Source organism: Microthrixaceae bacterium (assembly GCA_016702505.1).
GTDB lineage: Bacteria > Actinomycetota > Acidimicrobiia > Acidimicrobiales > Iamiaceae > Aquihabitans.
In genome coordinates this window covers 23,932-46,468 of record JADJDU010000009.1, presented here as the reverse complement: position 1 = coordinate 46,468, position 22,537 = coordinate 23,932, and the positions used below count along the sequence as shown (strand labels likewise).

General features: G+C 67.4%; 23 protein-coding genes. 14 read left to right on the top strand and 9 right to left on the bottom strand.

All coding sequences use genetic code 11. The features are described 5' to 3' along the window. Positions 1-94 precede the first annotated feature (94 nt). The 7 genes from IPG97_10010 to IPG97_09980 are packed head-to-tail and all read left to right on the top strand — an operon-like array spanning position 95 to position 8,560. Positions 95-880 (top strand): hypothetical protein, encoded by a 786-nt coding sequence (locus tag IPG97_10010; protein ID MBK6856856.1) that lies wholly within the window; start codon positions 95-97, stop codon positions 878-880. Further along, positions 877-3,390 carry a hypothetical protein gene (locus tag IPG97_10005; protein MBK6856855.1) on the top strand — a complete coding sequence of 838 codons (2,514 nt, stop codon included), beginning with the start codon at positions 877-879 and terminating at the stop codon, positions 3,388-3,390. Before IPG97_10010 ends, IPG97_10005 begins: the two co-directional genes overlap by 4 nt. Positions 3,391-3,403: 13 nt before the next feature. Then, a complete protein-coding gene (locus IPG97_10000) occupies positions 3,404-3,610 on the top strand; it encodes a hypothetical protein (protein MBK6856854.1) in 207 nt (68 codons plus the stop codon). Continuing rightward, positions 3,607-5,481: a DUF1998 domain-containing protein gene (locus tag IPG97_09995; protein MBK6856853.1), complete on the top strand. Its 1,875-nt coding sequence runs from the start codon at positions 3,607-3,609 to the stop codon at positions 5,479-5,481. Before IPG97_10000 ends, IPG97_09995 begins: the two co-directional genes overlap by 4 nt. Continuing rightward, on the top strand, positions 5,472-6,248 hold the full coding sequence (locus IPG97_09990; protein MBK6856852.1) for a hypothetical protein: 777 nt from the start codon (positions 5,472-5,474) through the stop codon (positions 6,246-6,248). Before IPG97_09995 ends, IPG97_09990 begins: the two co-directional genes overlap by 10 nt. Next, positions 6,245-6,697 carry a DUF3293 domain-containing protein gene (locus IPG97_09985; protein MBK6856851.1) on the top strand — a complete coding sequence of 151 codons (453 nt, stop codon included), beginning with the start codon at positions 6,245-6,247 and terminating at the stop codon, positions 6,695-6,697. The genes IPG97_09990 and IPG97_09985 overlap by 4 nt, the downstream gene beginning before the upstream one ends. 15 nt (positions 6,698-6,712) lie before the next feature. Further along, positions 6,713-8,560, top strand: coding sequence for a DUF262 domain-containing protein (locus IPG97_09980; protein ID MBK6856850.1), 1,848 nt, complete (start codon positions 6,713-6,715; stop codon positions 8,558-8,560). 215 nt (positions 8,561-8,775) lie between these two features. Here IPG97_09980 and IPG97_09975 read toward each other — a convergent pair whose 3' ends face one another. From IPG97_09975 to IPG97_09965, 3 genes are all read right to left on the bottom strand, one after another. Beyond that, positions 8,776-10,224 carry a hypothetical protein gene (locus IPG97_09975; GenBank protein MBK6856849.1) on the bottom strand — a complete coding sequence of 483 codons (1,449 nt, stop codon included), beginning with the start codon at positions 10,222-10,224 and terminating at the stop codon, positions 8,776-8,778. Beyond that, complete coding sequence (locus IPG97_09970) at positions 10,224-11,570, bottom strand: DUF4365 domain-containing protein (GenBank protein MBK6856848.1); 1,347 nt, start codon at positions 11,568-11,570, stop codon at positions 10,224-10,226. Before IPG97_09970 ends, IPG97_09975 begins: the two co-directional genes overlap by 1 nt. A 508-nt stretch (positions 11,571-12,078) precedes the next feature. Further along, on the bottom strand, positions 12,079-13,254 hold the full coding sequence (locus IPG97_09965) for a site-specific integrase (GenBank protein ID MBK6856847.1): 1,176 nt from the start codon (positions 13,252-13,254) through the stop codon (positions 12,079-12,081). A 292-nt stretch (positions 13,255-13,546) separates the two neighbouring features. On the opposite strand from IPG97_09965, the gene IPG97_09960 reads away from it, so the two are divergent. The 7 genes from IPG97_09960 to IPG97_09930 all read left to right on the top strand — a co-directional run bounded on the left by IPG97_09960 (position 13,547) and on the right by IPG97_09930 (position 19,151). Further along, positions 13,547-13,942: a hypothetical protein gene (locus IPG97_09960; protein ID MBK6856846.1), complete on the top strand. Its 396-nt coding sequence runs from the start codon at positions 13,547-13,549 to the stop codon at positions 13,940-13,942. An 80-nt stretch (positions 13,943-14,022) separates the two neighbouring features. Next, positions 14,023-14,454, top strand: coding sequence for a cupredoxin domain-containing protein (locus IPG97_09955; GenBank protein MBK6856845.1), 432 nt, complete (start codon positions 14,023-14,025; stop codon positions 14,452-14,454). Then, positions 14,451-16,592 carry a copper-translocating P-type ATPase gene (locus IPG97_09950; GenBank protein ID MBK6856844.1) on the top strand — a complete coding sequence of 714 codons (2,142 nt, stop codon included), beginning with the start codon at positions 14,451-14,453 and terminating at the stop codon, positions 16,590-16,592. Before IPG97_09955 ends, IPG97_09950 begins: the two co-directional genes overlap by 4 nt. Further along, positions 16,589-16,855 carry a hypothetical protein gene (locus IPG97_09945; GenBank protein ID MBK6856843.1) on the top strand — a complete coding sequence of 89 codons (267 nt, stop codon included), beginning with the start codon at positions 16,589-16,591 and terminating at the stop codon, positions 16,853-16,855. The genes IPG97_09950 and IPG97_09945 overlap by 4 nt, the downstream gene beginning before the upstream one ends. A gap of 239 nt (positions 16,856-17,094) precedes the next feature. Beyond that, positions 17,095-17,253, top strand: coding sequence for a metal-sensing transcriptional repressor (locus tag IPG97_09940; GenBank protein MBK6856842.1), 159 nt, complete (start codon positions 17,095-17,097; stop codon positions 17,251-17,253). A gap of 86 nt (positions 17,254-17,339) precedes the next feature. Next, positions 17,340-18,704: an MBL fold metallo-hydrolase gene (locus IPG97_09935; protein MBK6856841.1), complete on the top strand. Its 1,365-nt coding sequence runs from the start codon at positions 17,340-17,342 to the stop codon at positions 18,702-18,704. Positions 18,705-18,812: 108 nt separating this feature from the next. Continuing rightward, a complete protein-coding gene (locus IPG97_09930) occupies positions 18,813-19,151 on the top strand; it encodes a DUF302 domain-containing protein (protein ID MBK6856840.1) in 339 nt (112 codons plus the stop codon). A gap of 96 nt (positions 19,152-19,247) precedes the next feature. Here IPG97_09930 and IPG97_09925 read toward each other — a convergent pair whose 3' ends face one another. The 6 genes from IPG97_09925 to IPG97_09900 all read right to left on the bottom strand — a co-directional run bounded on the left by IPG97_09925 (position 19,248) and on the right by IPG97_09900 (position 22,436). Next, positions 19,248-19,610 (bottom strand): hypothetical protein, encoded by a 363-nt coding sequence (locus tag IPG97_09925; GenBank protein MBK6856839.1) that lies wholly within the window; start codon positions 19,608-19,610, stop codon positions 19,248-19,250. Continuing rightward, the gene (locus IPG97_09920; GenBank protein MBK6856838.1) at positions 19,607-19,762 is read right to left on the bottom strand and encodes a hypothetical protein; all 156 of its coding nucleotides are present in this window, start codon (positions 19,760-19,762) and stop codon (positions 19,607-19,609) included. Before IPG97_09920 ends, IPG97_09925 begins: the two co-directional genes overlap by 4 nt. 309 nt (positions 19,763-20,071) lie before the next feature. Continuing rightward, positions 20,072-20,629 carry a ferric reductase-like transmembrane domain-containing protein gene (locus tag IPG97_09915; protein ID MBK6856837.1) on the bottom strand — a complete coding sequence of 186 codons (558 nt, stop codon included), beginning with the start codon at positions 20,627-20,629 and terminating at the stop codon, positions 20,072-20,074. Further along, positions 20,626-21,558, bottom strand: a complete 933-nt coding sequence (locus IPG97_09910) for an FAD:protein FMN transferase (GenBank protein MBK6856836.1) — start codon at positions 21,556-21,558, stop codon at positions 20,626-20,628. Before IPG97_09910 ends, IPG97_09915 begins: the two co-directional genes overlap by 4 nt. Continuing rightward, positions 21,545-21,970, bottom strand: a complete 426-nt coding sequence (locus IPG97_09905) for a hypothetical protein (protein ID MBK6856835.1) — start codon at positions 21,968-21,970, stop codon at positions 21,545-21,547. Before IPG97_09905 ends, IPG97_09910 begins: the two co-directional genes overlap by 14 nt. Continuing rightward, entirely contained in the window at positions 21,963-22,436 is a 474-nt protein-coding gene (locus IPG97_09900; GenBank protein ID MBK6856834.1) for a hypothetical protein, read from the bottom strand. Before IPG97_09900 ends, IPG97_09905 begins: the two co-directional genes overlap by 8 nt. Between the last annotated feature and the right edge of the window lie 101 nt (positions 22,437-22,537).

Below are 22,537 nucleotides of genomic sequence, written 5' to 3'. Positions count from 1 at the left end.
TCGGATCTCCCGGGATCTGCTCGGGCCCGGTGATGGCCCTACCGAGCGCATCCGGGGATCGGGTGGCGCCACGCGAGTTCGCGATCGATACCTGGTGGGGCTGCTCGCCCCGCTTGACACGGTGGCGTTCGACGAAGGCCGTGACGACGACAACTCTGCCGAGGGCGAGGCTGAGGAGGGCGACGCGTCGTTCCCCGAGCGGGTGCAGTCGTCGGGAACGCTCTTCCCGTCGTCGATCGGCCTGTCGTGCACCGTGGAGGGTGCGGTCGATGAGCTGTCGGTCGAGTGTCGGTGGGGTCGGTATCGCAAGGAGCTCGGCCCGGAGACCCACGAGAAGACGGGGCACAAGATCCCGTGGTGGCAGCGTGAGCCGTGTCGACACACCGTGTCGGTGCCTCTCACCGAAGGGCCCGTAGCGGTCGAGGTCGCTCCGCAGGATCAGGCGGGCGTGTGGTTGCGGGGCCGGGTCGAGTCGATCACCGACACCTCTGGCGTCAAGTGGTGGCTGGTCACGATCTTTCTCGTCAACGAGCAGCTGAACCCGCTGCAGAACAAGGACGAGGCCTGGCTGTTTCAGGTTGAGTTCACGGTTACCGCCCCTGGACACCCGGCGCCGTTCGCCGGGCGGGCCGAGGTGGTCGGCGGACCGACCGTCCCCGACCGGGACAAGGCCGAGGTCGCGCAGCTCGACATGCAGTATCGCGACCTCGTCGAGTTCGCCGTCGGGCACGGCACGTCGGTCCACTGCGAGCCACTCCCTGCCAACCCGCAGCGAGCGACGTTGGTCAAGACGGTGACGATCCGTCGTTCGAGGTCGCCCGCACCGATGCTCCCGACCCCGCATCGGTTCCCGAGCTCGCCGGCCTGGTTGTCGACATGAAGGAGTTGTCGGAGCTCCCCGTCAACCAACTGCGGGACGCGTTGGAGCCACTCGCCAAGGGTTACGAAGCGTGGCTCAAGCGTGAGAAGAAGCGACTCGCAGCGGGCGACGATCGGCTGGGCGGACACGACGTCGAAGGCGACGCTGCGATCGGTGAAGCCCGGAAGGTTGCCGCCGCCATCCAGACCGGCATCGATCGGGTGTGCAGCGACCCAGATGCGCTCGAGGCCTTCCGGTACGCCAACGCCACGATGTGGCAGCAGCGCATCCACTCCATCGCAGCCGGGAAGCGCAGCGAGCAGGCCCGCTCCGGCGACAAGCCGGATCGGCTCAGCGCCGCCGTCGCCGCTATCGACATCCCGAAGAACCGTTCGTGGCGTCCGTTCCAGCTCGCCTTCGTGCTCCTGAACGTGCCGTCGCTCGTCGAGCCGAACCACGCCGAACGCCGACGCCCAGGCCTGATCGATCTCCTGTACTTCCCGACCGGTGGCGGCAAGACCGAGGCCTACCTCGGTTTGGTCGCGTTCACGTTCGGCATCCGTCGCCTGCAGGGCGGCATCACGGGTGATGACGGCAAGGTCTACGAGGGCAACGGCGGCATGGCCGTGTTCATGCGCTACACCCTGCGGCTGCTCACGTCGCAGCAGATCCAGCGCGCTGCGGCCCTTGTGTGTGCAGCGGAGCAGGAACGTCAGCGTCGAGCTGCGTCGGAGCCCCGCTACGGGTCGGGGGATCCGATCCGCCTCGGGATGTGGGTCGGTGGCGGCGTGTCGCAGAACCGGATCGACGATGCCGCCGAGGCGATCCGGGAGGCGCACGACCGCGGGCGCGTCTACGGCGCATCACCGAAGCAGCTGGTGTCGTGCCCGTGGTGCGGGACCCGAACGGGTGCGCAGGATCTGACGCTCGACTCCGACACCCGGCGGGCGCTGCTCTATTGCCCCGACACCACCGGGGAGTGTCCCTTCACTGCGGCGAAGGCGCCGGGGGAGGGGATCCCGCTGGTCACGGTCGATGACGACATCTACCGGCTGCTGCCGGCCTTCGTCATTGCCACGGTCGACAAGTTCGCTCAGGTCCCGTGGGAGCCGCGAGCGAAGTTGTTGTTCGGCCAGGTCGAACGGCGGTGCTCGCGGCACGGCTTCCGGCATCCGGACACCGATAAGCGCATTGGGTGCACGGCCGACACTCACCCGAAGCGCGGGAACCGCGCCGCGGCGTCTACGTCGAACGTCAACCGGTTCCGTCCTCCGGATCTCATCCTCCAGGACGAGCTCCACCTCATCACCGGACCTCTCGGCACCATGGTCGGCCTGTACGAGACGGCCATCGACAAGCTCTCGTCGTGGGAGGTCGGCGGCCATATCTCCCGACCCAAGGTCGTCGCGTCGACCGCCACGATCCGCCGGGCCCGCGACCAGGGCTATGCCCTGTTCTGGCGAAACCTGCGGGTCTTCCCGCCGCCCGTGCTCGACGCCTCCCGCCAGTTCTTCGCCGAGCAGACACCGACGAGCGCGTCACCCGGCCGCCTCTACCTGGGGATCTGCGCACGAGGCATCCGGCTGAAGCAGGTTCAGGTGCGGGCCATGACCGCCATCCTGGCCGCCGGGTTCGCCCTCTGGAACCGGTACGGCGCAGCCGCCGACCCCTACCTGACCGCTGTCGGCTACTTCAACACCCTCCGCGAGCTGGCCGGCATGCGCCGCATGGCTGATGACGAGCTGCGTGCCCTGCTCCAACGCCAGCACCTCTGGTCGCCATCGGTCGACCCACGATTCCGGCTGCGAGTCGAAGAGCTCACCTCCCGGGTGCAGTCATCGGAGATCCCCGAGGCCCTCGACCGCCTCGGCACCGCCTTCGACCCGGACAACCCGCAGGCCGACCCGATCGACCTCCTCCTCGCAACCAACATGCTGTCCGTCGGCGTCGACGTGCCTCGCCTCGGCTGCATGGTCGTCGTCGGTCAACCGAAGCAGACCGCCGAGTACATCCAGGCCACCTCCCGTGTCGGTCGTGAACGCGACAAGCCCGGCGTCGTCGTCACCCTCTACAACTGGGCCCGACCGAGAGACGTCTCCCCACTACGAGACCTTCGAGCACTACCACGCCACCTTCTACCGGCGGGTCGAACCGCTGTCGGTCACGCCGTTCTCGCCACGAGCACTCGACCGTGCGCTCACCGCAGTGCTCGTCTCCGAGGCCCGCCACCTTCCGGGTGCGTTCAACCTGAACCGCCAGGCCACCGACTTCGATCGGTTCTCTCCGCTCGCCGCCGACCTGATCGTCTCGATCAAGGACCGCGGCGAGGAGGTGTCCGGGAAGACGACCTTCGCCATCGTCCTCGACGGCGAAGTCCAGCGCCGGTACGACGCATGGCAGCAGCAGATCGTCGACAAGGCCGGCGCGCTCACGTACCGCCGCATCAGCGGGGGAGGGAACACCTACCTGCTCCGCAAACCGGAGGAAGATCCAGCCTGGGGGTTGTGGACACTTCCGAACTCACTGCGTGAGACCGAGCCGAACGTGAACCTGATCATCGAGTCCCACCGTCCGTCGGCCGGCTGGCGAGGAGCCGAACCCGACTTCCCGCCGGCCCCGCCACCGACGTCACCCGACGACGAAGACGAGACTGTCGAAGCCGCCGATGTCGAGGACATGCCCGAGGACACCGAAGGGCTCGAAGACGAGGACTTCGGCCTCGACACCGACACCGGATCGGAGACGGCATGAGCACCACACCTCCGACCACCGCCGCCCCGCCCGCGACCGGCGGGCGACGCGAGCCACGCCGCGTGGGTGCGGTTCGTCCGTCACAGCTCATCCACACCTACGGCGTCGGATCGCTCGTCGAGCTCCCCAACTTCTCCGTCATCGTCTCGGGCATCGACCGATGGGACCGGCGCTTCCAGGCCCAGGTTCCCGAACCACGACTCGTCGAAGCCCTACGAACCGTGTGCGGCCCGCAGCTCGGCGCGCTCTACCACGCACCCCGGGAGCAGGAGACGGCCAACTATTGGGACGACTGGGCCTGGATCGGCGTCCCCGCCTACCCGTTCCCACGGTGGATGCGCTGCACCAAGTGCAAGGTCCTCGCCCGCATCGACCAAGGCGTGTTCGAGCCCGACGTCGACCCGGTGCGCACCCACAAGTCCCGCTTCTTCCACCAGTGCGGCGGCAAGAAGCACCTCGCCCAGCCGGTGCGCGTTGTCGCTGCCTGCGCCAAGGGCCACCTCGACGACTTCCCGTGGTTGGAGCTCGTCCACCTCGATCGGCCGTGCACCAAGCCCGACGAGATCCACCTCGAGCTCCACGACCTTCCCGGCGGCGCCCGTGCCACCGAGCAGAAGGCACGCTGCCGGGAGTGCGGCCAGGACTTCGTCGTCCGCCAAGCGTTCACGCAGCGCGCCGCGGCGATCATGCCCGGCTGCCGTGGGCGACACCCGCACCTGCACAGCTTCGACCCGAAGGGCTGCGACCAGCAGCTCGTCGCCCAGCTGGTCGGCGCGTCGAACGCGTGGTTCGCCTGCCAGATGTCGGCACTTTCCCTGCCCGCCGGCGGATCCGACCTCGATCAGCTCGTCGTCGACCTCTGGCACCTGCTCGAGCCCATCACCGACAAGATCATCCTCGGGCCCATGCTCAACACCCAGGACCTCGCACCGCTTCGGGCCTACGACCCCGACGACGTGTGGAAGTCCATCGAGAAGAAGCGCAATGGCCCCGACGGGGACCCCGACGACCTCCTCCTGCCGGAGTGGCAGATCCTCACCGACCCGAACCCCCCGTCGACGCCGGACTTCCACGCCACCATCCAGCCGACCCCACCGAAGTACGCCCCGTCGCTCGCCGGTGTCGTCGCCGTCGACCGACTCCGCGAAGTCGCCGCCCTCTACGGATTTACCCGGATCGCCGCCGCGGACGACGACGACCCACAGGGCCACGTCATCGCCCACCGAGCCCGGATCTGTGCCAACGACCGGCCCGAGTGGCTCCCGGCGACCGAGAACCGCGGCGAGGGCATCTTCTTCCAGCTTCCCGAAGCGACCGTCGTCGGCTGGGAGAGCACCTACGTCTCCTCCGGGCGGTACTCCCACCTTCAGACCGCCCACAAGGCATGGCGCGCGAACCGCGGTCTCGACCCCGCACTTGGCATGCCGCCACCCCGCTACCTGCTGCTCCACTCCATCGCACATGTGCTGATCAACGAGATCTCCGTCGAGTGTGGCTACAACGCCGCTTCGATCCGAGAGCGGATCTACTCCCGAGGCCCGAACCACCCGGCCGGCGCAATGGCCGGCATCCTGCTCTACACCGCAGCGCCCGACAGTGAAGGCACTCTCGGCGGGCTCGTCGCGCTGTCCGATCCTGCGGAACTCGAGCGCCTCCTCGACCAAGCGATCGCCCGGGCCCGGCTCTGCACCGCCGACCCCCACTGTGCTGACCACACCCCCGGCGACCACGACGACAAGCTTCACGGCGCCGCCTGTGCCACCTGCCTGTTCGTCCCAGAGACCTCGTGCGAACGAGGGAACAAGTACCTCGACCGGGCGGTGATCACCGACACCCTCTCGACGACCGGGATCGCCTACCCGTGGACCTAGCGGACGTGGTCGCTGCGCTGGTCATCGGCGCGCCCCCGGCGGCGGTCGAGGCCATCGCCGATGCCATCGAGAACGTCGCCGCGCCCGGGCCTGCCGCGGACGCGCTGGTGTCGGCCGCAGTACCGCAGCCCCACACTCGAAGCCAGGCACTGGAGCTGTCGAAGTCGTGGCAAACCGCAGCACCGCACACATCAGGGGAGGCGCTCGCGCTGGCGCTCCGATCCGCTGCTCGGTCGGTCCGAACCGTTCGCAGCACCCAGACCGTCGAGCTCGTGTGGTCGGGCCCGTCGACGGACGTCGTGATGCGTCCGACCATCGAGGCGCTTCGCGATGTCTGCCGCCAGGCGACGCGCACGCTCGTCCTCTCGTCGTTCTCGGCCTCGCCGCACGCCGATCTGCTCAACGAACTCAGGTCGGCCGCAGACCGAGGTGTCGACATCACCATCATCCTCGAGACCACCTCGGCCAACGCCCAGAACCTCGGTGGAGCCGGTGCCGCCGGCGCCTTCGCCGAGATCCTGGACCAGATCCACCTCTACGCCTGGCCCGATGAACAGCGCCCCGACAAGTACGCAGCGATGCACTTCAAGGCGGCCGTGGCCGACCGCCACGCCGCCTTCGTGTCAAGCGCCAACCTCAGCGCGGCGGCATTCGAGCGGAGCATGGAGCTCGGCATCCTCGTCGTGGGCGAGCCGCTCCCCGGAAGGCTGGAGAGCCACCTGTGCGGACTCATCGTCGCTGGGCATCTCAAGAAGGTGTCGCCATGACCATCGACGACATCTGGGCCGCCTACGCCGACACGCGAGTCACGATCCACCTCCCAGAGGGCTCGATCGTGGTCACGCCCACCGACGGCGGCGATGGAACGCTCGACGAAACCTGGCACGTGATCACCGCCCACAACCCTGAGTCGGTCCAGCTGTCTGACGAGGAGAACCAGCGCCGCCACGACGAACTGGTCGAGGCCTTGATCGCCGCCGGGCGGGTCGTCGTTCCCGCTGCGGGCCAGGGTTTGGACGGCAGGTGGCCAGCGGAGGAGAGCGTCGCTGTCCGGGGCATCGACACGGCTGCAGCCGTCGAACTCGGTCGACAGTTCGGCCAACTTGCGATCTTCCGGGCCGGGCCCGATCGAATCTTCGTGATCGACTGCCACGACGCTGCGGTCCGATCCTCTCGACCGATCGCCGTCACTCGGCTACACAGCGATGAGCATTGAAGGAAGGAACGAGGCGTGGGATTCCTGACCCCCATGTACGAGCTGGGCGAATACCTGGCCTGGACGCGCAATGGCGAGATCCAGTTGCCCGACTTCCAGCGGGGATACAAGTGGGAGGACGAGCGGATCCGCCAACTCCTCGTGACCGTGCTTCGGGGCCACCCACTCGGCGCAGTGATGCTCCTCAAGACCGGGAACGCGCAGGTCAGGTTCAAGCCTCGAGCCATCGAGAGCGTCGACCTCCCGTCCGGAACCGAGGCGAAGTTCCTGCTCCTCGATGGCCAGCAGCGGTTGACTTCGCTGACGCAGGCGCTCAGCGGCGACGGCAGCGTCAGCACGAAGGACGCACGAGGCAAGCTGCTCGACCGGCGCTACCTCATCCACATGGAGACAGCGCTCGCCGACAGCCACCGTGTCGATGAGGCACTCATCTCGATCCCATCCGACGGGGTCGTGCGGTCGAACTTCGGCAAGGACGTCGTGCTCGACCTCAGCGATCACGATCGACAGCGGGTCCAGGGATACTTCCCCCTGCACCTGCTCTACGGGGACTTCATGAGCTGGATCCTCGACCTCGAGGACCGAGAGCTCGGCAAGGCGTTCCACGAGCGGTTCATCAAGCCGGCCACCACCTACGACATCCCGGCGATCGTGCTCGACGAGGACACGGACAAGGCGGCGGTCGCCACGGTGTTCGAGAAGGTCAACATCGGTGGCCTCCCGCTCAATGTCTTCGAGCTTCTCACCGCTGTCTTTGCTGGCGACGCTGGCTACTTCGCCGAGACCGGCGAGGACTTCCGGCTCAACGACGACTGGAAGGAGACCCAGCTCAAGTGGAGCGCGTATCCCGTCCTGGCCGCCGTTGAGAACACCGACTTCCTGCAAGCCGTGACGATGCTCACGACCCGCAAGCGTCACCTCGCCGACACCAGCGAACGCCCTCCGGCGATCTCTGCCAAGCGAGAGGACGTCCTCCGGCTCACCCTCGACGACTACCTCGAATGGCGCGACCCACTTCGGGAGGCGTTCATCTGGGCGTCCACGTTCCTCGCCGACCGCCACATCTTCGCCCGGCGGGACGTGCCCTACCCGAAGCAGCTCGTGCCGCTCGCAGCGATCAAGGTCGTGCTCGGCAACCAGGCAGACCTGATCGGCGTCAGCGACCGTCTCGTGCGCTGGTTCTGGTCGGGCGTCCTCGGCGAGCTCTACGGCTCGGCCATCGAGACCCGCTTCGCCCGCGACATCGAGATGGTCCCCGACTGGGCGGTGGACGACGCGAAGGCCACGCCCAGGACGGTGCAGGACGCCAACTTCACCGAGTCCCGACTCCACTCACTGCGCACGCGGAACGCCGCGGCGTACAAGGGGATCGCCGCGCTGATCCTCGGTGCCGGCGCCCGAGACTGGATGGAGGACAAGGCGCTCGACATGGTCCAGTACGTCGACCTCCAGGTCGACATCCACCACGTGTTCCCCCAGAAGTGGTGCAACGACAACGGCATCGACGACGAACACCGAGAGAGCATCGTCAACAAGACGACCATCAGTGCGAGGACCAACCGGACGATCGGCGGGGCCGCACCGTCGTCCTACCTCAAGGTCATCGAGCAACGTGCCCAGATCGAGACGGACAAGCTCGACGGGCTCCTCGGCAGCCACCTCGTGCCGGCGGAGTCGCTGCGCTCCGACGACTTCGACGGCTACTTCACGAAGCGACGGGAGGCGCTGTGCCAGCTCGTCGAGGCGGCTATCGGCAAGTCGGTGCAGCGAGACATCGACCAGGGTTACGCCGAGGAGGACTCCGCCCAGTTCGAGCCCGAGGAGCTTGTCGACGAGTCAATAACCGTCAGCGATGCTGTGTAGCAGGTGTCCAGCCCGGCGGTCGTAGGCTGCCGACTGCCGTTCGGGGTCCAATTTCCACGTCGACAACCAGCCGCGGCTTACCTTCTGCAGTGAGGAGGCTGCGTGGGAACCTGCTCAGCGTTCCCAGTGCTTTCGGGTAGGCGCCCGATGGTCCGCCTGAGCGTGCGGGTGGCTCGAACGCATGCGAAGACGATCGCTCGCTGCCGGCGGTACCGCTACATGTAGTGGGCGTACTGGCGTGCGGTCGCGCCTTCGACTGGAAGATGACGCAGGATGGCTCGGACCTTCGCCGAGGCTTGGAGGGTGATCGGGAGATGCCCATCGAGCTGGCTCTGGTTCCAGTTGAGCTTGGTGAGGGAAAGCGTCTCTGCGGCGAGCCGGCGGGGGTCGACGGTTCCCTCGACGGGGCGGAGCAGGAGCGGGGTCGGGATGTACATCCCTGGGTAGGTCCCGTAGAAGCTGATGCTGCCCTTCGTGTACAGGAGCAGCCGGTCCCTCGAGAGGCTGAGCATCGTTCCGCGGAGGGGCGGCCGCTCGCCGTGCCGGAAGAGACGGATCGGGTGTTGTCGTGAGACCCAGACGAGCTCGACGAGGTCGACTCTCGCGTCCTCGGCTGCTCCCTCGATGCCGGCTCGTTCCTCAGCGGTGAAGCGCGAACTCTTGTGGACGACGAGGCGAGCCGGAAAGGTCAAGTGCTCGCTTCTGTAGGCGTCCAGGGCTCTGGTGACCAGGTCGTGCGAGTCGGCCTCGGACAAGTGGGGGGCACGGTCGTCCTTCAGAACAGCGGCAGGGCCGCCGCTCACGACCATCCCTTCGCCCTTCTCGTTGAACAGCTGGGCGACGGAGGTGTGGACGCTCTGCTGATTTGCCGAGCGGTAGAACGAGATGCCGAGGTAGCAGGTCGTCGTGTCGGCGTACGAACGAACGAGCCGCCAGGGAGCGCCGCCCGCCTTGTAGTAGAGCGCCGTGTGGAGGTTCCACGCCCGCGTGGCCTCATCCTGCACAGCTCGTCGCTTGACACCAGGAGGGGGCTTGGCCTTCTCGCCCCATGTGCGCGGTCGCATGACCTGCAGCGGTTGCCCGAACCGGAGGGCGGCAGCCTTCAACTGGTCGTGGAAGTCAGGGAGCAGCGGCGGCGGAGTGTCCGCGACCTGTTCGTCCTCATCCACTTCCTCCGGGCTCACCGCCGTCTCATCCAGCACCTCGGGGCGCGTGCAGACGATGACGTCGCACCGCTCGTTGAGCGCGAGCCACTCGATCTCCGCAAGGTATGCCTCGACGGCTGCCTGGACCGCCGCAGCCGGGGTCAGGCCGCGCAGGCGGCGGAGAACCTTCGTAGAGATGGGGCGCTGGGTTCGCTCCTCGAACACGAGCATCGAGCGAAACGCCTGGTCCTGGTTGAACCCAGGAAACTCGGGGAACAAGTTCGCCTGCCACCACGTCTTGGCCTCCTTGGCGGCGATGGGCTCACGGGCGCGTTGCAGCCACCCGCGGGCACCACTGAGGTCAGCGTCCGGGCCGACGAACCCCACTCGGATCCGCTCGGGAGCGCGCTGGGTGCCGGCATCCAGCGGCCCATGCAGCCGAATGCCGAAGCGCGGATCGACGTGCTTGCCGCCAGCGCCGAACTCGAGTTCAGGCTCCTCCAGGACTATGCCGCGCATCAGCTCGCCTCCTCGTGCAGCGCCAAGAGCGAACCCGCCTGAGGCTCCGCCGTCTCGGGCCCCTCCTGTGGCAGCCTGCCCCACGATCGATCGTCGATTCCGTGATCGACATCGACGTTCGCGAGGAGCCCGAATCGAAGGCGTTGATCCGGCTCAGCGAAGAGGTTGACGTCGCCTCTGAAGTAGTCCGCCCAGAATCGAACGGAGCTCCTGACTGCCTCGTGACCCTCCAGCTTCTTGATCCCCTTGAGGTAGTCGGCCGCAAAGCGGGAGGGGCGTTGGCCATCGCGCGTGTAGTGATAGGTGGGGTTGAGAGCAAGGAACCATCCCTCCTCGAGCAGGAGGAACTGGTGCTCGACGGCGGAGTGCCGGTAGTAGACGGGCCGGGTGCCGGTTTCCTGGTCGAGCCGCGGTCCGAACACCTCACGCCCCTTTCCGCCGCGTTGCCCCACCTTTACTCGCCGGGCGGCGAGGTCCTGGGTTGCACGGAAGTACAGGTACCGGTGTCGTTCGTCCTCTCGCAGGTCGCTTCGGTGTAGTTCCTTGAGGGTTCCACCCAGCAGTCGCACGAGTAGCCGCGGGTCGTCGTCGGCATGCGATGTCTCGAGCTCGTCGGTCGCAAGTCGGTCCATGGCCCCCTCGACGAGGTGTATGAGCGGCGGCCGATCCAACGGACGGAAGGACCACAGCAGGCCATCGCGCCACGCGATGTCGTGGACCGGGGGTAGACCTGCCTCCCGCAACCGGTCATTCGCGTCTCGCCAGCGTCGGACCTTGGTGGGCGCGACGAAGACGCTGTCGGACCGATGCTCCACCGCGAGCAGGTTCGAGAAGAGCGTCTCCGGTTGCGGGGCAGGCCCCATGTAGAGACCGCTCTCCGCTACGGCCCAACCGACCAGGCGGTCCGCGGCAGAGGCATCGAAGCGGTCCTCGGTCGGATGGAACACGACGTTCCGGCTCCGTCGGCGAGCGATGTCGCCGTTGAACCACTCGTGGACGTTCTTGAACCACGCCTGTGAAGCCTCGACATCGACGACCACGAGGAGCACAGGCACGCCCACGTTCAGCCAATACTCCAGGTCCGCGGCCGTGCACCGGAACTTGAGGTTCCCCGATGCGTCCTGATCGACCGCGCTCCGCGCCTTGACCTGGACCAAGAGGAAGCGACCCGTTGGCGTCTCCGTGGCCGGCTCGACGATCTCGATATCCCCGTCGATTCCCACGTCGGAGATTGGGCGCTCGCGCCACACGTGCTTCATCTCGTTGACGACGCGGGCGCAGTGGAGCACGCCAGCCCGCTCGACGCGGGCCGTGCGACCGTGTGTCTTGCGATTGCTCTTGCTCACTGACGGGTGCCTGCCAGATGGTTCACGAATAGATCATGCGCAACCCCTGTGACAGTCATGGTAGTCGATCGTACGTTCGGCGATCACGTGTTCGATCCGCTGGTAGGTGATCGGGAGCCCTGCACCGACTCGAAGATCAGTGAGAGTCGGACCTCTGTGTCGGTCTCGGCGCACGTGCTGGCGCTCCGGACCGCATGGCGGCGACCGTGCGGTGGGCATGAAATCTGGCCCGCGGCTTCTACCGGGCCTTCTACCGAACCAGCGGCAACGGCGGGTCACCGGATGGTACGATGGCGCAAGGTCGAGGCGAAGAACCCCAGGTCAACGCCACAATCCGGCACGCAATGGTACGGGTCGGAATCTTGATCTGATCGCTCATAACCCGAAGGTCGCAGGTTCAAATCCTGCCCCCGCCACCACCGAAACGTAGTGATCGCAGGGCCTCCGAGGCTTCGGGGGTCTTGCGCCGTTTTGGGCCCGCTACCGGGTGTCTACCGACGCCTACCGCCTATGCGGCGATGCCCGATTCGCTGCTAGTGGTAAAATTGGCTGAGAGAAGTTGACCGAAAGCAGCGGCAGCGTCCTCTTGCATTCCGGGGATTACGTGCTGGTAGGTCGTCATGGTGAACGCGGGGTTCGCGTGGCCGAGCCGTTCGGAGACGACCTTGATCGGCACTCGGTCTCGCAGCAACAAGCTGGCGTGGGTGTGGCGCAGGTCGTGGAAACGGATCGGCGACACGTCGAGGTGGCGCTGGGCACGCTCGAACGCTTGGGACACGGTGTGGGGGTGTAGCGGTTTGCCGTCGGTTCGTGTGAACACGAGCCCATGGTCGTTGATACCACCGGAGGCAGCGAGATCGGCGGCTTGGTGGCGGCGCCAGTCGGCGAGCAGGGCGAGGGTCTCGGCGTCGAGGGCGACGTTGCGGCGGCTGGTGCGGGTCTTCAGCCGGGTGAACTCGAGCTGGTATCCGATAGCGATGAGGGCTTGGGTGATCTCGATTCGGCCAGTGTCGAAGTGGATGTCGTCCCAGCGCAGCCCGAGGACCTCGCCGCGCCGCATGCCGGTTGCCGCGGTGAGGCGGAACAGCATCGAATGCTGGCTCTGAGCGGTCGCGTCGATGAACGCACCGAGCTCGGCTGCTGTCCAAGACCTCGCCCGTCGAGCGGCCGAAGGATGGCTACGCGGGTCAGGCGGTTGCACGCCTGCAATAGGGCTCACCGCGAGCAGGCCACGGTCAACGGCGTCGCGCAGCGCAGAGCGCAGGAGCTGGTGGAGGTTGGCGATGGTCTTCGCAGCGAGAGGCCCGCCTCGTCGGCTGCCGGCGATGAGAAGCCGCTGGTAGAGCGAGCGGATGTGGTCGGCCCGCAGTCGCCGCAATGGGGTGTCGCCGAGGTGCGGCACCAGGTAGTGCTCCACGGCCTTGCAGTCGCGAGCGTGCGTCGACCGCGCGACGGTGACCTCTCGGGCGGGCAGCCACTGTCCCAGGAGGTAGTCGCCGAGCGTAATCGAGGACCCGGAACGGTGGCGGCGCTCATGCTGGGCGGTGAGCGTCCGGGCAACGCGCTCGGCGTCCGTGCGGTCTTCGCATCGGTGCCAGCGCCGCCGTTCACGCCCGGTGACGGGATTGCGGCCCTCGTAGATCACCGCGTAGTGAACGCCTCGCTTCTCCGTGACGTATGCCATTTCCCTGGTCCTCCGCTTCGTTGGGTGCTCGGTAGCGGAGTCGGTAGCAGCCGTAGAAGCGCCCGGCGAATTGTGGGCCGTGACCGGGACACGACCCCGGTGGTCGGGCCGGAGGTCCGGAAGCGGCCCGCTGCTTCGGACGCGTCAGCCGTCGTCTCCTCGGGGGCAACCACGTGCGTCGGATACCCATGGGGGGTATGCTAGCGAGCGTGCTGATCAAGGTGCGAAGCTCGACGTGGAGACCGCTCGGCGCCCTTTCGCACACGGGCTCGTCTCGATACGGTGCGTCGAGATGATCTGGCGTCGGTACCGCATCGTCTCGATCACGGCCTTGACCGTGATCGTCGCGGGTGGGCTGTTGTTGATGCACGGTCTCGACACCCATGGCAGTCAGATGCAGCCGGTAGCGACCGGCGAGATGAGTGCGGTCGATGGCAACGGTGGCCACGGGCTGGACCATCACGATGGCGAGGGCTCTCACTGCGAGGGTTGCATGGCCGGAGCGGTGATGGCTGCATGCGTTGCGGTCATCACGGTGTTCGCGTCGTGGTCGCTGATCCGTCACGTTCTCGGTGCCGCCAGATCGACCCCGCTGCTCACTTCGGGGCTCGACCGCGTCAGACGCACGGTCGACGTGTTCAAACCGCCTGGTCCGGTCTGGATCCGACTATCGGTCATGCGCTGTTGATGCCGCCCTTCCTTCACCTGTTCTGACGACGCGCGCGCTTCGCTCGTCGCCTCATCGATCCTGATTGAAAGGAGCGCGTCATGCGCCGATCACTTGTTGTTGTTGTGCTGTCCGTGTTTGCCCTCACCATTCTCTCTGCCTGTGGAGACGGTGAGAACGCAACGTCTTCGAACCCTCCTGTCGCCGATGGCGAGAGCCACGACGACCACGGTGAGTCGAGTCCCGCTGTCGAGGGGGCGCGACGGATCGAGGTGAACGCGACGTCGTTCGCGTTCGACCCCGACGAGATCGAGGTCACCGCCGGAGAGGACGTGGCCATCGTGTTGAGCTCTGAGGACATCCTCCACGACTTCACCGTCGATGGTCTCGACGTGCACGTCGCGGCTGAGCGTGGTGAGACCGCCGAGGGGGGCCTGCGAGCCGACGAGCCGGGGGAGTACACCTACTACTGCACCATCGCCGGGCACCGTGAAGCCGGAATGGCCGGCACCTTGATCGTGGAGGCTTCATGACCACCCCCGACCATTCGCACGACGGCCACGGGGGGCACGACCACGAGGCCCACCAGCATCACTCCGCGTACCAGGACCATGGCTCCCATGGCGGCCACGCGCATGGAGGCAAGCACGCCGGGCACCACACCGAGCAGTTCCGGCGCCGGTTCTGGTGGAGTCTGCTGCTGACGGTCCCGGTGGTGGCCACCAGTCACATGGTCATGGACTGGTTCGGCTACGAGCTGGACTTCTACGGCATCGAGTGGATCGGCCCGGTGTCGGGGTCGGTGATCTTCTTCTGGGCCGGGTGGCCGTTCCTCCAGGGTGGGCGGCAGGAGCTCAAGGACCGTCAGCCCGGGATGATGCTGCTCATCGCCATGGCCATCACCGTCGCCTACCTGGCGTCGATGGCAACGTCTCTCGACGCCTTCGACCTGGACTTCTGGTGGGAACTGGCGTTGCTGGTGACCATCATGTTGCTGGGTCACTGGCAGGAGATGAAGGCCCTCGGCCAAGCCCAAGACGCAGTGGCCGCGCTGGCTGAGCTGTTGCCCGATGAGGCCGAGCGCGTCCTCGACGACGGATCGGTGGAACCCGTAGCGATCGACGCGCTGCAGGCCAGCGATGTGGTGCTGGTCAGGTCTGGTGCCCGCGTCCCCGCTGATGGCGAGATCATCGACGGCTCGGCCGAGCTGGACGAGTCGATGATCACCGGCGAGTCCAAGCCGGTGGCCAAGGAGGTCGGTGACCGGGTGGTTGCTGGCACGGTGTCGACCGATTCCGCAATCCGGGTTCGCGTCGACGCGGTCGGCGAGGAGACCACCCTCGCTGGGATCCAGCGTTTGGTGGCCGAGGCGCAGGAGTCCCAGTCGCGCACCCAGGTGCTCGCGGATCGGGCTGCGGCGTTGTTGTTCTATGTCGCGGTCGGGGCTGCGGTCATCACCGCGGTGGTGTGGTCGCTGCTCGGTGACGGTGACGAGGCGGTGACCCGGGTGGTGACGGTGCTGATCATCTCGTGTCCGCATGCCCTGGGTTTGGCGATCCCGTTGACCACGTCGATTTCGTCGGCGTTGGCGGCCCGCAACGGGATCTTGGTCAAGGACCGCCTCGCCCTGGAGCAGAGCCGGACGGTCGATGCGTTCCTGTTCGACAAGACCGGCACCCTCACCAAGGGCGCCCACACTGTCGTCGGCGCCGCCGGTGCCGGGATCACCGACGACGAGGTACTGCGCCTCGCGGCCGCGGTGGAGTCCGACAGCGAGCACCCGCTCGCTCGGGCCATCGTTGCGGCCGCGACCGAACGCGGGGACGTCCCGAAGGCCACCGGGTTCCGGTCGGTCACCGGCCGCGGCGTGGAGGCCAGCGTCGACGGCGACATCTATTCGGTCGGCGGACCGAACATGGTGCGCGAACTGTCGCTCACCGAACCCGCCGCGCTCACCGAATGGTCCCAAGGTTGGAAGGACCGCGGTTCGTCGGTGCTGTACCTGGCTCGAGCCGATGCGATCCTCGGAGGCATCGCCGTCGAGGACGAGATCCGCCCCGAAGCACGTGCCGCGGTCGACGGGATCCAAGCCATGGGACGCCAGGTGGTGCTCATCACCGGCGACGCCCAACAGGTGGCCGACGCGGTCGGACGCGACCTCGGTGTCGACGAGGTGATGGCAGAGGTCCTCCCCGAGGACAAGGACGCCAAGGTCACCGAGCTACAGGGCCGTGGGCTCAAGGTGGCGATGGTCGGCGACGGCGTCAACGACGCCCCCGCCCTGGCCCGCGCCGATGTCGGCATCGCCATCGGAGCGGGCACTGACGTCGCCATCGAGTCGGCCGGTCTGATCCTCGCCAGCTCCGATCCGCGTGCGGTGGTCGGCATCATCCGGCTGTCCAAGGCCGCGTACCGCAAGAGCCTCCAGAACCTGTGGTGGGCCGCTGGCTACAACATCTTGGCCATCCCCATCGCCGCCGGAGCGCTTCAGTGGGCCGGCATCACCATGCCCCCGGCGCTGGCCGCCATCTTGATGAGCATCTCCACCATCGTTGTTGCCGCCAACGCGCAGCTCCTGCGTCGTGTCGAACTGCGACCCGAGGCGCTGGCCACCGACGCAAGCGAGACGGCCGAAGCGCCAGACCAACGCGTGGAAGGAACGAACCGGTGAACCGCCACGAAGCACATACGGGATCGGACCGAGGGCTGCTCGTCGCGCTGGCGATCTGTTGCGCCGGCCCGATGGTGTTGATCGTGGTCCTGACCTCGGTGGCGGGTGTCGCGCTGGGCCCGGCCGCAGCGTTGTCGCTCGGGATCGTTGCCGCAGGGGTGTGCGTCGCCGTCATGGTCCAACGCCACCGAGGACACGAGCACCGGCCATCCGATGCCGCCGACGGCCCGACCGCGCACGGCGCGGATCAGCCTGGAGGGTAGGGCTCGAACCCGTGCCGGTCCTGCTGTTTGCCCGTGCAAGAGAGCAGGGAGATGCCCTCGCCTCGCCTCGCCCGGGCCTGAGCCTGGCGGCCGCGCTTATACCCCGGGGGTATCTGAAAGGCTGTCGCTCATGGAACTACCGGAGGACACCGTTATCGATGTGACCCGCCGCTTGCGGCGGATCGAGGGTCAGCCGCGGGGTTGCAGCAGATGCTGGCCGAGGGCGTGATTGTCGTGAGGTGGTGACGCAGCTGTCGGCGGCTAACAAGGCGCTCGAGCAAGCCGGCTTCGTGATCGTGGCTGCCGGACTGACCTGGTGCCTGGAGGATGCCGAGCGCTCAGCTGCAGAGGGCTACGAGCTGGCCGACGTGCAGAAGATGTTCACAAGGCTGGCTTGAGCCACTGCGTTCGGGCAGCTATTCCAACCGAATCGGTTCCGCCTCCTGTGCTTCGTTGGACCGTTGACCGATCAAGGAGACTTGTCATGGAGATCCTCACCATCGAGACGAAGTCGCTCGGTGATCGCAGCTACCTGGTCATCGACGGCACCAAGGCCGCCGTCGTGGACCCCCAGCGCGACATTGACCGCGTGCTCGCCGAGCTGGAGGACCGAGAGCTCGAGCTGATCATCGTCCTCGAGACGCATCTGCACAACGACTATGTGACCGGCGGGTTCGAGCTGGCCGGCCGCACCGGTGTCACCTATGTGCTGCCCGGCGGCGACGAAGTCGACTTCGACCACGTCGGCGCCGCCGACGGCGACGAGTACCCGGTCGGCGACAGCGTCGTGTTGCGGGCGGTGCACACGCCCGGGCACACACCGCATCACATGTCATACGTCGTGGTCGATGGCGGTAAGCCGGTGGCGGTGTTCACCGGTGGATCGCTGCTCTACGGCACGGTCGGCAGGACCGACCTCATCAGCGACGACGCCACCGACGCTCTGACCCGGGCCCAGTACCGGTCGGCGCGCCGGCTCGCCGCCGAGCTGCCGGGCGAGGTGAGCGTGCACCCGACACACGGTTTCGGCAGCTTCTGCTCTGCGGCATCGTCCAGCGGGTCCGATTCCAGCACCATCGCCCAAGAGCAGCGCACGAACATCGCCCTCACCACCGGCGACGAGGAGGACTTCGTGGAGACGCTCCTGTCGGGCCTCACCGCCTACCCGCGCTACTACGCGCACATGGCGGCCAAGAACCGGCAGGGCCCGGCACCGATCGATCTGTCACCACCGGCACCGGTCGACCCCGTCGAGCTGCGTCGCCGCATCCATGCGGGAGAGTGGGTGGTCGACCTGCGGGATCGCAGGGCGTTCGCCCAGTCGCACCTCGCCGGGACGATCAACGTCGAGATCGGCGACAGCTTCGTCACCTACCTCGGATGGACGATCCGTTGGGGCACCCCGGTGACGCTGGTCGGCGACACCGCCGAGGAGGTCGCCGATGCCCAACGCCAGTTGGCGCGCATCGGCATCGACCGCCCAGCCGGCGCTGCCGCCGGCGGTCTCGAGACCTGGGCAGCGGGCGGCGACCTGCGCTCGTACCGGAGCGCCACCTTCGCCGACCTCGCCGTCGAGCTGAACCATGGCGGCCTGAGTGTGCTCGACGTGCGCCGACACGACGAATGGCACGCCGGGCACTTCGACGGTGCGCTGCATGTACCGCTCGACCAGCTCGAGGACCGCATGGACGAAGTTCCGACCGACGGGCCGGTGTGGGTGCACTGCGCGTCGGGGTTCCGGGCCTCGATCGCCGCGTCGTTGGTTGCCCGTGCCGGCCGGGAAGTGGTCGCGATCCACGACGAGTGGGACGAGGCGTCGGAGCACGGCACTCTTGTGGTCACGCGGTAGCCGGCCATGGACGCTGAGGCATGGAACCACCGGTACGCCAACAGCGAGCTGATGTGGACGGCCCAACCCAACCGTCTCCGAGTCGACAGCGCGATAGCGTCGATCACGTTGCCGCCGGACGCGCCCTCGACTTGGCCGCCGACCAGCGCCGCTACGCCGTCTGGCTGGCTGACTATTGACCGTCCGGGCGCTTCTGGCGACATCGATCCACAGGTCATCATCGGTGCCTGCAACCCCCAGCTCGCCCACCGCGCCTTGGTAGCGGATCCGAGCGTCGCGACGCTGCTTCCTTGCAACGTTGTCGTGCGCACCGAAAACGGCCGCACGGTGATCGAAGCACTGGACCCGACGATGATGGCCACCTCGGGAGTGCCCGAGCTCGCCGAGGTCGCCGACGATGCGAAACACCGCATCGAGATCGCGCTTGAGGCTTTGGCGGGGGCGTGAGGGCCGGCGTCTTCGCCTGTCCGTCCTGCGGCAGGAAGAGAAGCGCAGCGCCTCGGGGTCGCCGGTCCCTGCGAGGTGAGAACATTCCGCGGCTGCTTACGCCGACGAGCCCCGATGGCGGCGCTTCGGCCTCCGGGTGGGGCAGGCGCCGCCAGCGCGTTTGGCCTGGCGGATGAGCCGGAAGCCGTAGCCGGTGCCCACCACCCATGCGGCAGTGATCAGCGCGCCGGCGACCCAGATGTGGTCGCGCAGCACGATTCCGGCCGAAGTCCCCGCCAACACCGCCGTGATCGCCGCCAGACTGAGCGGGAGGTGGCACGGACACAACAGGAACGACCACAGCAGCCACCCCCGGCCGCGGCGTTCCAGGGCAGAGCCGAGGTCGGTGTGCGCCGCCACGTCGATGCGATCGTCGAGGCTGGTTCGATCTCTGGACGTGAGCGGCTTCGATGACATCACGGAGACACGCGACGTCTCGCGGTGTCCTCTGTGAGCGCCTTGATCGCGCACACGTCGACTGTGCCGCGAAGGCGCTGCACCGTCGCCACCACGACGACGCTCGCCACCGCAGCGACCCGTCCGGTGAGCGCCGGGCCGGTCAACGCGGACACGCGAGGGTCCCCGCCGAACCCGACGAGCAGCAGACGCGTCATTAGACACATCGGCATCACCCGCGCCGGATCGACTTGAGCCAAGAACGTGGACCGTTACGGGGTGCTTCCTGCCGTGAGGCGCACTGGCAGCGGGCGCTCGGCTCAACATCGCCGAGCACCTGCTCGATGTGCGCGCCACATCCGGCGTAGGTCGGTCGTTGACAGGTTCGGCATTCCACTCGTCTACACATACCCCCAGGGTATCGGCTACCCAGGGCACAGCGGTGCCGAAGCGTTGGGGAAGCCGGAACCAACTGCGAGGACCCGTCATGACCTGGCCCTGCTCCGCACGTGTCGAACGGCCTTTTGGTGGGTGAGCCGGTAGATGACGGCCCAGGTGACGACGAGGACCGAAAGAGCGGCGGTCGCCTGGTAGAGAAGGGTGGATCGGTCGGTGCCGGCGAATGCAGCGTGCAGGGTCGTGAGCCAGAACGTCAGGTAGCTGATGAGGTGGATGGCATGCCAGACCTTGCGGGGGAGGCGCTTCATCGCTAGTGACGTGGCTTCGACGACGATCAGCGACCAGGCGGCGATGACGCCTAGGGCGACCGCGCCGGGCTTCCAATCCGACGCGTAGGGGATGGCGAGGTCGGCGAGGGTGAAGGTGACGTAGCTGTCTGCCACGAGGGCGACGAGGTGGATGGCGACGAAGCCAACGGTGAGACCGCCGAGCCAGCGGTGGAGATCGAGGAGCCAGATGGGCCGGCGGTGCTCGGGAAACGCCTTGGTCGACAAGACGATGCCCCACAGGACCACAGCAGTGAGTAGGAGCCACGCGACGATGCCAGAAGCTCGAGCGACGTACCACCAGAACTGACCGTTCATCGCGCTCCCGCATCGATGAGCTCGAGGTCGGCAAGGTCATCTGTGCGGAGAATGTGGCCGTCGCTGGTGATCGCGAAGCCGCTGAGTCGGTGGCTGTCCAGGTAGGCGATCACTGCCTCGCTGCCAGCGAGTAGTGCACCGGTGGCGAACGCCTCGGCCCGCCATCCGTTCGCTGCGAACACCGTCACCGTCGCGAGGTCCGTGTCGGACTGCGCACCCGTGGCCGGGTCGATGGCGTGGTGGCGATGTCGGCCATCGCTTTCCCACCTGCGGGAGCGAGTGCTCGACGTGGCGACGCCGCCATGGTCGATCATCGCACGGCACAGCGGCGTCGGATCAGGGTCTGCACGCTCGATGTTGATGCGCCACCCATCGGGTTCCGGGGCGGTGCCGGCGACCGTCAGGTCGCCACCGATGCTGACGAGAGCGCCGTCAACTCCGCACTCCAGGAGGAGCGCCACAGCCATGTCGGCCGCGAGACCCTTGCCGATGCCGCCCGGGTCGAGGGCGACGCCGGTCGGGATGGTGACGGTGAGTCGGTGAGGATCCACGGCGATCTCATCAACGTGTCCGATGCGGTGAGGCCCTGATGGCAGGACCGTGGACATCGTGGGGTCGAGCTTGCTGGTGGCATAGCCGATGGCCACGAGGATCGGCAGGAGCGTGGGGTCGTAGCGGCCCTGGGTCAGATCCCAGGCCTCTCGCATGATCTCGACGAGGGCGATCGTCTGGGGAGCGACAGCCACCGGGGTGCCGGCATCGTTGTTGATCCGGGTGATGTCACTGTCGGGGAGGAAGCGGCTCCAGAGTGACTCGAGCCGATGGAGGAGACCGATGGCTCGATCGACCGCTACACCGGCTTCGGGTTGGTTGACGATGATGTGGAGCCGACAGGCCATCACCGTGCCCCGGTGTTCAGTTACTGCCACTGGTCGACGCTGCCGGTGCCTGGGCCCGGGATGAGGCCGGTCGGACGGTCGGACGTGCGGTGAGCTTGGTCGCCGCCCCGGTGGACGGAGCGACGGTGGTGGCGACCGAGCCGGGAGTGCCGGCCCGGTGTACCACGACGACGACCTGCGGCTGGGCGACCAGGCCAGGATTTGTGGCGGGGACCGGTGCCGAGGCCTGGCGGGCGTTGTGACCCAACACCCCGACGAGACCGAGCATCGTGGTGGCTCCGAGCCCAGCTGCCGCGATGCGGGATCCCTGTGCGGGATGCCGACGCTTGGTACTGCGACCGCTCGTGGTGCTGCGACCTCTGCCGAGGTTCGCCACCCGGGCCTGTCGGGCAGCTGCGCTGGCGTCGTCGTCCTGGAGGGGGGCGGTGGGGAGTTCAGTCATCGGAGTCGCCGCCTTCGTACTCGTGGTCCTCCGACTCGTGATCCTCCGACTCGTGATCCTCCGACTCGTCGTCGTCGGACTCGTGGTCATCGTCGCCCTGGGGGGTGGCTGCGGCGGTGGAGGGTTCGGTGACGTCCCCGGCCAAAGCGCCATCTGGGCCGACGGCGGCAATGAACTCAAGCGTCCTCGCGCCGTTCGTGAACGTGACGGCCACTCCGTCGCTGGTGGTCACCGCACGGGTAGCGGTCCAACCGCTGGCGGGTGTGACGAGGTCGACGCGGACCGTTCCGCCACTGGCCGAGACGTCGACGGTGCCGGCTGCGTCGACGGTGAAGCGCTGGGACCCGGCGGGGGCGGCCGGGTCGGATGCGAGTGGGTTGCCCTGCTCGTCGAGGTAGACGTCAACTACCTGGGTGGCAGCCGGAATCAGATCGCCGGCGGCGGCCACGGTGCCGACCTTGCTCATCAGCGCTGGCAAGGATGCCGAGGTTGGCGCCGATGGCGAACGTGCTGGCAAGGCCGACGGCCACGATCGAGGCAGCGGTGATGAGCTTGGTCCGGCCGCTG